Annotated in this window: 12 protein-coding genes and 1 tRNA gene; 2 read left to right on the forward strand and 11 right to left on the reverse strand. The window is 60.2% G+C overall.

Features of this window, described 5'->3' with window-relative positions:
• Positions 1–71 precede the first annotated feature (71 nt).
• Both FJ967_RS16540 and FJ967_RS16545 read right to left on the reverse strand, forming a co-directional pair.
• A complete protein-coding gene (locus FJ967_RS16540) occupies positions 72–2,234 on the reverse strand; it encodes an amylo-alpha-1,6-glucosidase (protein WP_140733064.1) in 2,163 nt (720 codons plus the stop codon).
• Positions 2,235–2,275: 41 nt separating this feature from the next.
• On the reverse strand, positions 2,276–3,337 hold the full coding sequence (locus FJ967_RS16545) for a glycosyltransferase family 4 protein (RefSeq protein ID WP_140732894.1): 1,062 nt from the start codon (positions 3,335–3,337) through the stop codon (positions 2,276–2,278).
• Positions 3,338–3,516: 179 nt separating this feature from the next.
• On the opposite strand from FJ967_RS16545, the gene FJ967_RS16550 reads away from it, so the two are divergent.
• A complete protein-coding gene (locus FJ967_RS16550) occupies positions 3,517–4,011 on the forward strand; it encodes a hypothetical protein (protein WP_140732895.1) in 495 nt (164 codons plus the stop codon).
• Positions 4,012–4,338: 327 nt separating this feature from the next.
• Here FJ967_RS16550 and FJ967_RS16555 read toward each other — a convergent pair whose 3' ends face one another.
• Entirely contained in the window at positions 4,339–5,262 is a 924-nt protein-coding gene (locus FJ967_RS16555) for a hypothetical protein (protein ID WP_140732896.1), read from the reverse strand.
• Between the two features lie 88 nt (positions 5,263–5,350).
• Positions 5,351–5,426, reverse strand: a tRNA-Lys gene (locus FJ967_RS16560).
• Between the two features lie 299 nt (positions 5,427–5,725).
• On the opposite strand from FJ967_RS16560, the gene FJ967_RS16565 reads away from it, so the two are divergent.
• The gene (locus FJ967_RS16565) at positions 5,726–6,223 is read left to right on the forward strand and encodes a BA14K family protein (RefSeq protein WP_140732897.1); all 498 of its coding nucleotides are present in this window, start codon (positions 5,726–5,728) and stop codon (positions 6,221–6,223) included.
• A gap of 88 nt (positions 6,224–6,311) precedes the next feature.
• Here FJ967_RS16565 and FJ967_RS33740 read toward each other — a convergent pair whose 3' ends face one another.
• The 7 genes from FJ967_RS33740 to FJ967_RS16600 all read right to left on the reverse strand — a co-directional run bounded on the left by FJ967_RS33740 (position 6,312) and on the right by FJ967_RS16600 (position 13,370).
• Positions 6,312–6,533: a DUF6882 domain-containing protein gene (locus FJ967_RS33740; protein WP_246675290.1), complete on the reverse strand. Its 222-nt coding sequence runs from the start codon at positions 6,531–6,533 to the stop codon at positions 6,312–6,314.
• Positions 6,534–6,820: 287 nt separating this feature from the next.
• Positions 6,821–8,314, reverse strand: coding sequence for a glycerol kinase GlpK (gene glpK, locus FJ967_RS16575; RefSeq protein ID WP_140732898.1), 1,494 nt, complete (start codon positions 8,312–8,314; stop codon positions 6,821–6,823).
• Between the two features lie 89 nt (positions 8,315–8,403).
• On the reverse strand, positions 8,404–10,128 hold the full coding sequence (locus FJ967_RS16580; protein ID WP_140732899.1) for an ABC transporter substrate-binding protein: 1,725 nt from the start codon (positions 10,126–10,128) through the stop codon (positions 8,404–8,406).
• 79 nt (positions 10,129–10,207) lie between these two features.
• Positions 10,208–10,495, reverse strand: a complete 288-nt coding sequence (locus FJ967_RS16585) for a DUF2160 domain-containing protein (RefSeq protein WP_140732900.1) — start codon at positions 10,493–10,495, stop codon at positions 10,208–10,210.
• Between the two features lie 3 nt (positions 10,496–10,498).
• Positions 10,499–11,419, reverse strand: a complete 921-nt coding sequence (locus FJ967_RS16590) for a carbohydrate ABC transporter permease (protein WP_140732901.1) — start codon at positions 11,417–11,419, stop codon at positions 10,499–10,501.
• A gap of 1 nt (position 11,420) precedes the next feature.
• Positions 11,421–12,287, reverse strand: coding sequence for a sugar ABC transporter permease (locus FJ967_RS16595; protein WP_140732902.1), 867 nt, complete (start codon positions 12,285–12,287; stop codon positions 11,421–11,423).
• Entirely contained in the window at positions 12,288–13,370 is a 1,083-nt protein-coding gene (locus FJ967_RS16600) for an ABC transporter ATP-binding protein (protein WP_140732903.1), read from the reverse strand.
• Positions 13,371–13,376: the final 6 nt, after the last annotated feature.

Raw genomic sequence — 13,376 nt, forward strand, 5'->3', positions numbered from 1 at the left:
CCCACCGACCGAACCTCCGGCACCCATGGCGTGATGGTCCAACGCGTCCCACGCTCGATGGTTCCGACTTTTCAACTCCTGACCACGAGCGGCACGAGCCCCTCATGCGCATCCGCCAGGAAGGCACCGACACGATCCCCGACGCGCTGAAACGTCAGATCCACCGCCACATGTCCCACCGAGAGATGGCGTAAGACGAGATTGTCGATACCGATAGGCAGGCGCGGCCGGGTCACGTGAATCTCGTTCGTCCAGCCGTCGATCTGGAGGCCGAGACAGGCTTGCATCAGCATGAAGGCGGAGCCGGCCGACCAGGCCTGCGGCAGGCAGGCCACCGGATAGGCGATCGGCGCTTCGCCGGCCGCACGCGTGAACCCGCAGAACAATTCGGGCAACCGCATGTTGAAATGAACCGCGGATTCGAAGGTTCCGCTCATCAGCCGCACCACGCTGTCGCGAATGCCGTATCGCGCCAGCCCGGCGGCGCAGATCGCGGTGTCGTGCGGCCAGATGGACCCATTGTGATAGGACATCGGATTGAAGAAGATCGCGTCGTCCGCCAGCGTTCTCAGCCCCCAGCCCGACTGGAACGAAGCCGACAAAAGCTGGTCGGCGACCATGCGTGCACGATCCGGTTCGGGAAGGCCGACATAGAGCAAATGACCGGCATTGGACGTGCGCACCTTGCACGGCTTCCCGTCGCCATCGATCGCCAGCGCGTAGTAACCAAGCTCCTCGACCCAGAAGCGGTGTTCCACCTGCTGGCGAATGGTATCGGCGCGCAATTCCCAACCTTCTGCCCGTTCAGTCTCGCCGCGCAGCCGTGCCAGTTTCGCCAATCCCTGGAACGCGGCAAAGACATAGCCCTGCACCTCGACCAGCGCGATCGGCCCCTTCGGAATGCGGCCGTCGGCATGGAAGACGGAATCGAAACTGTCCTTCCATCCCTGGTTGGCAAGACCGGACTCGGCGGCGCGCTGGTAGGTGAGGAATCCCGTGGACCGGCTCGCTGTTTCGATCCATTCGGCGGCGGCGCACAGCGACGGCCACAGGCCATCGATGAAAGCCGTGTCTCCCGTGCGGTCCGCATAGGCGCAGGCGAGGTGGATATAGAGCGGCGTCGTATCGACACCGCCATAGTAGCGCCCGAACGGCAACTCGCTGAGCGCCGCCATTTCGCCCTTGCGCGTCTCGTGCATGATCTTGCCGGGTTCGGAATCGCTGAAGGGAGAGGTCTCGGTTGCCTGGTGCTGGGCGAGAAACGCTAGAACGCCTCGCGCCAGGCCGGGATTGAGCCAAAGCATCTGCAAGGCCGAAATCACGCCATCCCGGCCAAAGGCCGTGGAGAACCAGGGAATGCCGGCATAGGGGTAAGGACCGGTTGCCAGTTCCGTCGTAAGCAACGCGACATCGGCGCGGGCACGCTCCATCCAATCGTTGAAGACGCGGCCCGAACTGTGCAGCGTCGCGCCATGCCGGCGCTTGGCGCGCATGCCGAAACGGGCGCGGGCGGCAGCGGCTCGAAACCGGCTGCTTTCGGGGCGGTCGGTCGTTTCGCCGCCCACTTCCACATAAAGCGTCTGGCTGCTGCGCTTGGTGATCGCCACGGAGAAATCCGCCCGCTCGGCGGTCAATTGATCGGGCGTCTGCGAAAACGATATCGCCGACGTGCGCACCACCTTGTCCAGGCCTTCGTAACGCAGCACGACCGCGTTGCGGTCAATCTCGGCCGTATGGGCAATTCCGCGCCTGGGGCGTGTCGAGCCCCTCACCTCGAACATGTCGCGGAAATCCACCCCGAAGCGCAGCGACAAGAGGATGGTCGAATGCTCCCGGCTGTAGTTGGAGAGCGTTATGCGTTCATAGAGCCTTTCCTGCCACAAAAGCCTGACGCGCTCGATATGAATGGCACCTTGCGGAATCTGGCGGCCGGCGGCGCTCTCGATCGGCAGATTGGTCAGATTGCTCGTGAACAGGACGTTGTCCTGGCTGAGCGAGGCGCCGAGCAATGAGGTGGAGCGCCCGCCCACGGTCAGGCGGAATTCGGACAGCACACGCGTGTCGTCGCGGAAGAAACCGTCCCCCACGCCACGTATGTCGCCATAGCCGTCGGCGACAGCAAAGCAGTCGCCGTGCTTGAGGGCGAAAAGCCGGTGCGGCTCCCTTGGAGCGGTGTCGTCGAGCGACGCCAGCGCAATGGCCGGGTCGAGTTTGCGTTCATCAAGTGGGCTGATGGTCAATGGGCATGTCCCTGTTATTGCGCAAGGCAGCTCTGCTACGAGGCTTTGACGTGGCCGTCGCTGTCGACCAGTTCAGAATAGGCGGCGACGTAATCCTGAGCCATTCTGCGCGCTGAAAAGCGCCGCTCGAAAACCGCCCGAACCCCGCGCCTGTCGAGTTGCAGCAGCGCCGGGATCGAGGCAACCGCATCCTCCATGGTTTCGACGACGAAACCGGTCACGCCGTGCTCGATGATCTCCGGCATGGCGCCGCAACTCCAGGCCATGACGGGTGTCCCGCAGGCCATGGCCTCGATCACGGCAAGGCCGAACGGCTCGGGCCAGTCGATCGGGAAAAGCAGCGCGGCGGCGTTTCCCAGAAACGATGCCTTTTGTTGTTCGTTGATTTCGCCGACATATTCGACCTGTTCGCCATCGATCATCGGCTCGACGACTTCCTCGAAATAGGCGCGATCGCCATCGCCGATCTTGGCGGCGAGCTTGAGTTTCAGGCCGGTGCGGCGCGCGATTTCGATCGCCCGGTCCGGTCGCTTGTCGCGCGACATCCTGCCGAGGAAAGCAAGATAGCCGTGATCCGCGTCCGTCTCGAAATCGGGTTCATAGAGCTCTGTCGGCAGCCCGTGATGGATCGTTGCCAGCCAGTTCGCCGAGGCAAACCGCGCCCGCTGGCTGCGGGATATGGAAATCAGGGGAAAGCGCGGGAACCGGTCGTAGGCCTGTGCGAGGTCCGCGTAGTCCAGCCTGCCATGCGGCGTCGTCACCGTCCGCAGCGGCATGTGCTGGAAAAACGGGAAATGCAGGAAATGGCTGAGATGGAAATGAATGAGGTCGAAATCGTCGGCCCGCTTCCTGACCTCGTCGAGCATAGACAAATGCGCCGCGATCTCGGACTTCAGCGGCCGAGGGTCGAGACGAAGCGCGCGTTCGCGGCAAGGCACGAGGCTGGCGGAGGTCTTGGCATCACCGCTGGCGAACAAGGTCACTTCGTGACCAAGGCCGACCAGGGCTTCGGTAAGGTAGGAGATGATACGCTCGGTTCCGCCATAGAGCCGGGGCGGCACGGATTCGTAAAGCGGCGCGACATGGGCAATTTTCATCGCCCGGCATTCCCTCAACAAGCTGGTCATGGAGCGAGAATGCATCAGCGGCGGGATCGTTCCTGCCTTATTGGCGGATGCGGCGAAAAGGTCGATGCCCCCCGGTTTGATGTTCCATCAGGCCGCCCTATTTCCTCTGCTGCCGCCATTCGCACTGACGACGGCGCGAGGAGATTCCATTGCAAGAACCGAAGGACGTTGCGGCCCGGCGTCTGAGCATGATCATCGAACAATATGTCGAGGCCAGAAAACACCGCTTTGGCTTTGTGTCGACGGACCAGGCCGCGCGAGTGATCCGCAGAACCCTGAAACCCGGCCCTTCGGAGCCAGCGCTTTCCGATCACGACCTCGACGACATGGTCGCCGCCCTCGCCGTCAAGAACGGTCTCGCCGTCATCTTCGACCGTGGCGTGCGAGGACCGGCCGACAGCGCCGAGGCCGACCTGAACAGAAAGGAGGCGACCATGCGAGCACCGACGGAGACCCCGGACGTTGCCAGGGCGGTGGATACGATTCTCGGCGGCCAGACTGCCCTGCGTCCCCAGACTGCGCAGATGTCAATGAGCGCGGTGATTTCGCTGCTGCGCGAACGGACCGGCACCAAGCGATCCGACGCGGATCTGGAAGGCTTGATCGCCAAGAAAGCCGCCGTCCTGAACGTGCATTTGTCATAGAACGGCTGAATGCCGGCTGTCTTACGCCGTCAGGCTTCCTGGACAACGGGATGCGCCTGGCAGACAATTCGACAATGGTGAGCGCAACAGCGTCGGCGCCAGTTCCGGCGTAATGATATCGGGGCCGCTCTTCAAGCCGGCCGGTACGGTTTGCCGCTGCGGGAGAGCCGCTCACCCGGCCACAGCGAAAACAACCGGCTCATCATTAACACGGCTTCAGTGTTACCGCTGCCGATAGCGCAATCCCAAAGGGTCCGGGAGCATCCCCCTGCCTATTTCCGCCTCCATATAATATTCATGCGAAAATAATAAAATACTCACCGACTATCAAAGCCATTTATATTTATCAAAATCATAGTACGCGAACACCGGCCTCGTATGCAGACCGCACAGTGCATCAAACATGCTTCCGAGATCGATTGCGATGGCCCCATGCTGCTTTGCAACATGGCAGTATATCTTGCCAAATAATCCCGCGCCTACCAAAACCACGCAACCAGACAAGTCTGTCGAGAGCTGGTTACAAACCTCATTGAATCTCGTCGCGTAGTGTGTTTGTTCGAAGTCATCAGGCCTATAGCCCTGAACTGGTACGTCGATGAATGCACTAAGTCGACCTCCTAACCGACTCGCAAATCCTTCGCGCAGCTCACTTCGCCCGGTGATGATGATTGTGCTTTTGCCGAGCGCAAGCAGGTCGTCGAGCCGGCTGATAATGTCCAGATGAATCCACGCTGACGTTATTATTTTTTGACACAATGCCTTTGCTCGCAATCTTCCAACAAAATATTCACGGGAGTATATCAGACCTAACGCGGCATATGTGTCTCCGTTGGCGATGGATCGGTCAATGAATTCATTTTCATCAAAACGAAAGCATCTCACGCCAATCATATCAGCGTCATCAAGGGCATCTATAATTTTTTTGCAAAAATTAATTCCAGATACCTCATCAATAATATGATAATTCTGACTACCGAATTCCGCGCAGAATGTCTCATATATAGATTTATGCGTTAATGGCTTAGTCATGCCAAAAGCATTTCCCTCGCCATTTCCTATCCTGACAAGGGAGAAGGATTTATTATCAGAGATCTTTTTCTCAACTATCGATATTAGACTATCAACTGAAAGAGGGGGATCATAAAGCAAGCCTCCAGAGGTGTGCTCGGCAAGTTTTCGTAATTCGGGGTTCGTTATAAATTCTTTCTTATGCTCCGAAACGCAGAACGCAAACGTGTCTCGATCCATTTCATTTCCACTCAGGAGCAGTTTTAACCACTGAGTTTAACGGCTCAGAGGCATCATCTCAACGCTGTTTTGGCAGTTTGTCGCGATGTGGTGAGCGCGATGGGATTCGAACCCATGACCTACTGATTAAAAGTCAGTTGCTCTACCGGCTGAGCTACGCGCTCCCGCGGGCTTGAAAGGGCCGCCCTCGAAATTGCGCGGAACATAGGGAGAGTGCTTCCGCCGGTCAACCGGAAAACGTGCCGGCATTCCAGACTTTTCAAGCCTGCCGCCGTGCCTGACAAACCACATCGATCAAGGGAGGTTCGCATCTGACGAAATGATGTTTCGTCCTCCGATCGAGATTCCTGACAGGGTGGAGACGTTACAAATCAGTAACTTGGTGGTTCATGAGGAACCATAGGCATGATCGCTCGTTACCTCGCCACAAGGGACGTCAATCACCCTTTCCAAGGAGAAGACCATGAACAAGATCACAACGGGTATACTGGCGGCCACCCTGTCAGTTTCGTTCGCGGCGGCGGCCGCCATGCCGGCCAATGCGGCCCAGATGTTCGTGCCACAAGCGTCGGCCAATTCGTCGGACATCGTGAATGTCGAGTCTCGTGGCAATGAGTGGCGCCATGGCAATCGCCACTTCAATCGCAACTTCGGCAATCGCCACTTCGGCAACCGTAATTTTGCGCGAAACTATGATGGCGGAAGCTACTGGAACGGTCATCGCGGCTATCGCGAATACCATCGCGGCTATCGCCGCCACGGCGACTATTGGTTCCCGCTGGCCGCTTTCGCGACTGGCGCGCTGATCACCGGCGCGATCGTCAACAGTGGGAACAATCGTGTCTATGAAGGCAATTCGCACGTCCAGTGGTGCTACGATCGATACAAGAGCTACCGTGCGTCGGACAACACCTTCCAGCCCTACAATGGGCCGCGCCAGGAGTGCCGTTCGCCCTATTGATTGAGCACAGGTAACTTAGAGCATACCCGAGACAGAATCTGGCTCGGGTATGCTCAACGATTCATCGAGCATGATTGGCTAGCCAGCCTCAGCTTGGCCATCCGATGGTCTTGACGATATAATAACGAGCATTGCCGCCTCCATCCGGCGAGCGATACGCTCCAAGGGCGTTGCAAAGTCGGACCGCCACGGCGGTCAGTTCCCAACCAAGCACTTCGGGGTCATTGTCTTCATCCAACACATAAGACTGGGCCAGTTCATCGATGTTGTTCGTCTCGCCGAAGGACCGGACCAACTTTGCGTCGATCATGACGTCGTCTGGCCAATTTGCATTTACCCAAGCCCAGAACCACCCTGTGACTTGGCGCTCGTATAGCCGGCAATCTGGACCTCCGCCGTCACTTTAATTTCTCCGTCTTCGGAAAACAGAAGCCGTCTCGTGTCTACGTCATAGTCGTAGCGAGACCAGTGACCGACCCGAAAGTCTTTCTCCAAGCGGTCATTCTTGACGTTCAGCTGCCTGATGGCTTCGTCGCGCCAAGCATTATACCAGTCCGGCCTCATTTCGCTCTTCCCCCCCGAACCTTGATAATTTGATTATTGCACGCTCAACGTCCTGCGCACAGCGTCGCGCCAGCCTGCGAGCTTGATCGACCGTGTCGAGCTGTCCATCTCCGGCTTGAAACGCCGCTCCAACGCCCAGCTCTTGGCGAATTCCTTCGCCTTTGGCCATACGCCCGCTTTCGAACCGGCGAGCCAGGCCGCACCCAGCGCGGTCGTCTCAAGAATGGTCGGGCGGTCGACCGGTGCGTCCAGAATGTCGGCAAGTCGCTGCATGGTCCAATCCGACGCCACCATGCCGCCATCGACTCTCAGCACGGTCTTCGCCGAGGCGCCCTTCCAGTCCTTGCGCATGGCATCGAGCAGATCGCGGGTTTGATAGGCGACGGATTCCAGAGCAGCACGCGCGAACTCCGCCGGGCCGGAATTGCGGGTCAGGCCGAAAATCGCCCCCCTCGCCTCGGCGTCCCAGTGCGGCGCGCCGAGGCCGACGAAGGCCGGCACCAGATAGACGTTCTGCGTCGGATCGGCTTCAGCGGCCAGCTTGCCGCTCTGCTCGGCCTTGCCGATCACCTTGATGCCGTCGCGGAGCCATTGCACGGCGGCGCCCGCAATGAAGATCGAGCCCTCCAGCGCGTACGTAGTCTTGCCGTTCAATCGATAGGCGATGGTCGTCAGAAGCCGGTTCTTCGAACGCACCAGATCGGTGCCGGTGTTGAGCAGCGCAAAACAGCCGGTGCCGTATGTCGACTTCATCATCCCCGGCTCAAAACAGGCCTGGCCGATGGTCGCGGCATGCTGGTCGCCGGCCACGCCGAGAATCCTGACCTCGGCGCCGAACAGATTTTTCTCCGTCGTTCCATAGTCATCGGCACAATCCTTCACTTCAGGCAGCATCACCGCCGGAATGCGCAGGATGGACAGCAACTCGTCGTCCCAACTATTCTCGGCGATGTTATAGACCAGCGTACGCGAGGCGTTGGTGGCGTCCGTGGCATGCACCTTGCCGCCCGTCAGTCGCCAGATCAGGAAACTGTCTATGGTCCCGGCGAGCAATTCGCCTTTTTCGGCGCGCTTCCTGGCCCCCTTCACCTTGTCCAGCATCCAGGCGATCTTGGTGCCCGAGAAATAGGGATCAAGCAGCAGGCCGGTCTTGCGCGTGAATTTCTTTTCCAGCCCCAGCTTCTTCAGCTTCTGGCACAGCGGCGCGGTGCGGCGATCCTGCCAGACAATGGCGTTGTGGATCGGCTTGCCGGTCGCCTTGTCCCAGATGACGACGGTTTCGCGCTGGTTGGTGATGCCGATGGCAGCGATTTCGGAGGCGGTGCGGCCGGCTTTTTTCAGAGCTGCCTTCACTGTCGCCACGACGCTTGCCCAGATTTCTTCCGGGTCGTGTTCGACCCAGCCCGAGGCCGGATAGCGCTGGGTGAATTCCTTCTGCCCGCTGCCGACCACCTTCATCCGGCCGTCAAACAGGATCGCCCGGGTCGATGTCGTGCCCTGGTCGATCGCCAGCACAAAACCGCTCATTCCCTTCCTCCGCCTTGATACAAAGAGGGAGACGGCAGCGCGCCGTCTCCCTCAATTTCACACGGGCGCGAGCGCCCGCATAGACAGTCTTACTTCTGCCAGCTCTTGACCAGTTCGTCGTAGTTGATGGTCTGCGGCTTTTCCTTCTCGTTCTCGATCTTCAGCTGCGGAGCGAGATTGCCGGCCTTGACCGCGTCGGCGTTCCAGTAGGCGAGATCATGCTCTTCCGCCAGCTTCGGCCCGATGTCGCCCTGGACACCGGACTTCTCGATGCGGCCCATAACCTTCTCTTGCTCGGCGCACAGCGAATCCATGGCCTCCTGTGCCGACTTGGCGCCGGAAGAAGCGTCGCCGATCGCCTGCCACCAGAGCTGTGCGAGCTTCGGATAGTCAGGCACGTTGGTGCCCGTCGGCGACCACTGCACGCGAGCCGGCGAGCGGTAGAACTCGATCAGGCCGCCAAGCTTCGGCGCACGGTCGGTGAAGCTCTTGTCGTGGATGGTGGAGTCGCGGATGAAGGTGAGGCCGACATGGCTCTTCTTCACGTCGACCGTCTTCGAGGTGACGAACTGCGCGTAGAGCCAGGCCGCCTTGGCGCGGTCCTCGGGCGTCGACTTCATCAGCGTCCAGGAACCGACGTCCTGGTAGCCGAGCTTCATGCCGTCCTTCCAGTAGACGCCATGCGGCGACGGGGCCATGCGCCACTTCGGCGTGCCGTCGTCGTTCATGACCGGCAGGCCGGGCTTGACCATGTCGGCGGTAAAGGCAGTGTACCAGAAGATCTGCTGGGCGATGTTGCCCTGCGCCGGCACCGGACCCGATTCAGAGAAAGTCATGCCCTGCGCTTCCTGCGGAGCATAGGCCTTCAGCCAGTCGAGGTATTTCTGGATCGAATAGACCGCCGCCGGGCCATTGGTATCGCCGCCGCGCGCCGTGCAGGAGCCGACCGGCTGCGACTTTTCATTGACCTTGATGCCCCATTCGTCGACCGGCAGGCCGTTCGGGATGCCCTTGTCGCCATTGCCGGCCATCGACAGCCAGGCGTCGGTGAAGCGCCAGCCGAGCGACGGATCCTTCTTGCCGTAGTCCATGTGGCCATAGACCTTCTTGCCGTCGACATCGCGGCCGGTGAAGAACTCGGCGATGTCCTCATAGGCCGACCAGTTGACCGGAACGCCGAGGTCGTAGCCGTATTTGGCCTTGAAGTCGGCCTTGTTCTTCTCGTCGTTGAACCAGTCGTAGCGGAACCAGTAGAGGTTGGCGAACTGCTGGTCGGGAAGCTGGTAGAGCTTCTTGTCCGGCGCCGTGGTGAAGGAGGAACCGATGAAGTCCTTCAGGTCGAGGCCCGGATTGGTGACGTCCTTGCCTTCATTGGCCATCCAGTCGGTGAGGTTGCGCACCTGCTGGTAGCGCCAATGGGTGCCGATCAGGTCGGAATCGTTGACCCAGCCGTCATAGAGGTTCTGCCCGGTCTGCATCTGGGTCTGGATTTTCTCGACGACGTCGCCTTCCTGGATGACGTCATGCGTGACCTTGATGCCGGTGATGGCGGTAAAGGCCGGTGCCAGTGTCTGGGACTCGTACTGGTGCGTGGTCAGGGTTTCCGAGACCACCTTGATCTCCATGCCGGCAAACGGCTTGGCGGCGTCGATAAACCACTGCATCTCTTTTTCTTGATCGGCGCGTGATAGGGTCGAAAGGTCACCTATCTCCTTGTCCAGAAAGGCTTTTGCCTCGTCCATGCCAGCATAGGCATGTCCCGCCCCAAGCAATAGTACGAGGGCGGTGGTTGATGTTAGAAGTTGCCGTCGCATTAGTTTCCTCCACAGTTTAAGGTTTCAAGTGCGATCTGGAGCGGTCGCCGGCACGCGGCCGCTCCAACAGTTTCCCCCTCTATACGTAGCGGAACACGCCGATGGCGTAGACCACGGAGAGAGCGAGAGCCCACCAGAGGTTGGATCCGACAAGACCCAGCCAAGCGAGATGGATGAAGGCGCTGCCAAGCAGCGAAACGAAGAGACGGTCGCCGCGCGTCGTCTCGAAGCGCAGCACGCCGACGCGCGGATTGCCGCCCGGCGAGGCATATTCCCAGACGCCCATGCCGAACAGGAGCAGCGCGATCACGGTGAAGAAGGCGGCCGTCGGCCAGGTCCACGCCATCCAGGAGAAGTCGAGGTTCATGGATCAAACCCTTCCCAGGGCGAAGCCCTTGGCGATGTAGTTTCTGACGAACCAGATTACGAGCGCGCCGGGGATCAGCGTCAGCACGCCGGCGGCGGCGAGCAGCCCCCAGTCCATGCCCGACGCCGAAACGGTGCGGGTCATGGTCGCGGCGATCGGTTTGGCGTCCGTCGTGGTCAGCGTGCGCGCGATCAGGAGTTCGACCCACGAGAACATGAAGCAGAAGAAGCAGGCGACGCCGATGCCGCTTGCGATCAATGGCATGAAGATCTTGATGAAGAAGCGCGGGAACGAATAGCCGTCGATATAGGCGGTCTCGTCGATTTCCTTCGGCACGCCCGACATGAACCCTTCGAGAATCCACACCGCCAGCGGCACGTTGAACAGGCAATGCGCCAGCGCCACCGCTATGTGCGTGTCGATGAGGCCGAATGCCGAGTAAAGCTGGAAGAACGGCAGGGCGAATACCGCCGGCGGCGCCATGCGGTTGGTCAACAGCCAAAAGAACAGATGCTTGTCGCCAAGGAAGCGATAGCGCGAGAAAGCGTAAGCCGCCGGCAGCGCCACCGATACCGAAATCACCATGTTCATAACCACATAGGTGATCGAGTTGATGTAACCGGAATACCAGGCCGACTGCGTGAAGATCGTATAGTAATTGTGCAGCGTCGGCGCATGCGGGTAGAGCGTCAGCGAGTTGACGATCTCGGCATTGGTCTTGAAGCTCATGTTGATGAGCCAGTAGATCGGCAGCAACAGCACGAAGATGTAGAGCGTCGGCACGATCCACCACCAGCGCGATTCCTCGCCTCGGCGCCGCATACGCCTGTCGAGCTCGCTGTGCGACAGCGAACTGGCGAGCGCCCCCGAGGCGGCGGTACCGTTCATGGCGTTGCGCTCAGTGCGTTCATTGGCGCCGGCCATCTCAACGCTCCGCGTCGTAATTGGTCATCACGGTGTAGAACACCCACGACAACAACAGGACAATCAGGAAGTAGACCAGCGACATTGCAGCCGCCGGTCCAAGGTCGAACTGGCCGAGCGCCGTCTTGACGAGATCGATCGACAGGAAGGTCGTCGAATTGCCCGGTCCGCCGCCGGTGACGACGAAGGGCTCGGTGTAGATCATGAACGAGTCCATGAAGCGCAGCAGCACGGCGATCAGAAGCACGCGCTGCATCTTCGGCAGCTGGATGTAGCGGAAGACAGCCCAGCGCGAGGCGCCGTCGATCTTGGCCGCCTGGTAGAAGGCGTCGGGGATCGAGACCAGCCCGGCATAGCAGAGCAGCACGACAAGGCTGGTCCAGTGCCAGACATCCATGACGATGATCGTGACCCAGGCGTCGAACGGGTCCTGCACATAGTTGTAGTCGATGCCGACCGCGTTGACGTAGTAGCCGAGCAGGCCGATGTCGTTGCGCCCGAACACCTGCCAGATGGTGCCCACGACGTTCCACGGGATCAGCAGCGGCAGCGCCATCAGCACCAGGCAGACCGGCACGCCCCAGCCCTTCTTCGGCATGTTCAGCGCTATGAAGATGCCGAGCGGCACCTCGATGGCCAGGATGATGAAGGAGAAGATCAGGTTGCGGGTCATCGCCTCCCAGAAGCGGTCGGAATGCAGCAGTTCCTCGAACCATTCCGTTCCGGCCCAGAAGAAGACGTTGTTGCCGAACGTGTCCTGCACCGAATAGTTGACGACGGTCATCAGCGGAATGACCGCCGAAAACGCCACCAGCACCAGCACTGGCAGCACCAGGAACCAGGCCTTGTTATTCCAGGTCTTTTCCATCTAGGCCCCCATCTCGACGCGCGCCATCTCAACCAGCCAGGAATCGGCATAGATGTTGATGCCGGCCGGATCGAACCGCACCTTCGGCTCGGCCGGAACAGCCTCGTCCTCGCCGATGACGGCTGCGATGTCGCGGCCTTCGAGCTTGGCACGCACCACCTTGTGGCGGCCGAGATCCTCCACTTTGCTGACCTGTACGGTCATGCCGTCGCGGCCCAGCCGGACATATTCAGGCCGAATGCCGAGTTCGATCGCGCCGCTGCCAGCCTTGGGCGCGCCCGGCAACTCGATGCGTTGCGAGCCGAGCGTCGCGGTTTTGCCGTCGATCGCCACCGGCATGACGTTCATGCCGGGCGAGCCGATGAAATAGCCGACGAAGGTGTGACGGGGCCGCTCGAACAATTCCGCCGGCGTGCCGATCTGGACGATGCCGCCATCATACATGACCACCACCTGATCGGCGAAGGTCAGCGCCTCGGTCTGGTCGTGCGTGACATAGACCATGGTGTAGCCGAAGCGGCGGTGAAGCTGCTTCAATTGCGAGCGCAGCACCCACTTCATGTGCGGGTCGATGACCGTCAGCGGTTCGTCGAACAGGATGGCGTTGACGTCGGAGCGGACCAGCCCGCGGCCGAGCGATATCTTCTGTTTCTGGTCGGCGGTCAGGCCCCTCGCCTTCTTCTTCGCCCACGACGCCAGGTCGATCATGTCGAGCGTCTCGCGCACCTTGCGGTCGACGTCGGCCTCCGGCACGCCGCGATTGCGCAGCGGAAAAGCCAGATTGTCGTAGACGGTCATGGTGTCGTAGATGACCGGGAACTGGAACACCTGCGCGATGTTGCGTTCCTGCGTCGACAGATTGGTGACGTCCCTGCCGTTGAACAGCAGCTGGCCGTGAGAGGGATGCAGCAGCCCCGAAATGATGTTGAGCAGCGTGGTCTTGCCGCAGCCGGAAGGCCCAAGCAGCGCATAGGCGCCGCCATCCTCGAATGTGTGGTGCACCTCCCTGAGCGCGAAATCGGCATCCTTCTGCGGGTTCGGCAGGTAGGAATGCCTGACATGGTTGACGTCGATGCGTGCCATATCGCC

The sequence above is a fragment of the Mesorhizobium sp. B2-3-4 genome (assembly GCF_006442315.1).
GTDB lineage: Bacteria > Pseudomonadota > Alphaproteobacteria > Rhizobiales > Rhizobiaceae > Mesorhizobium.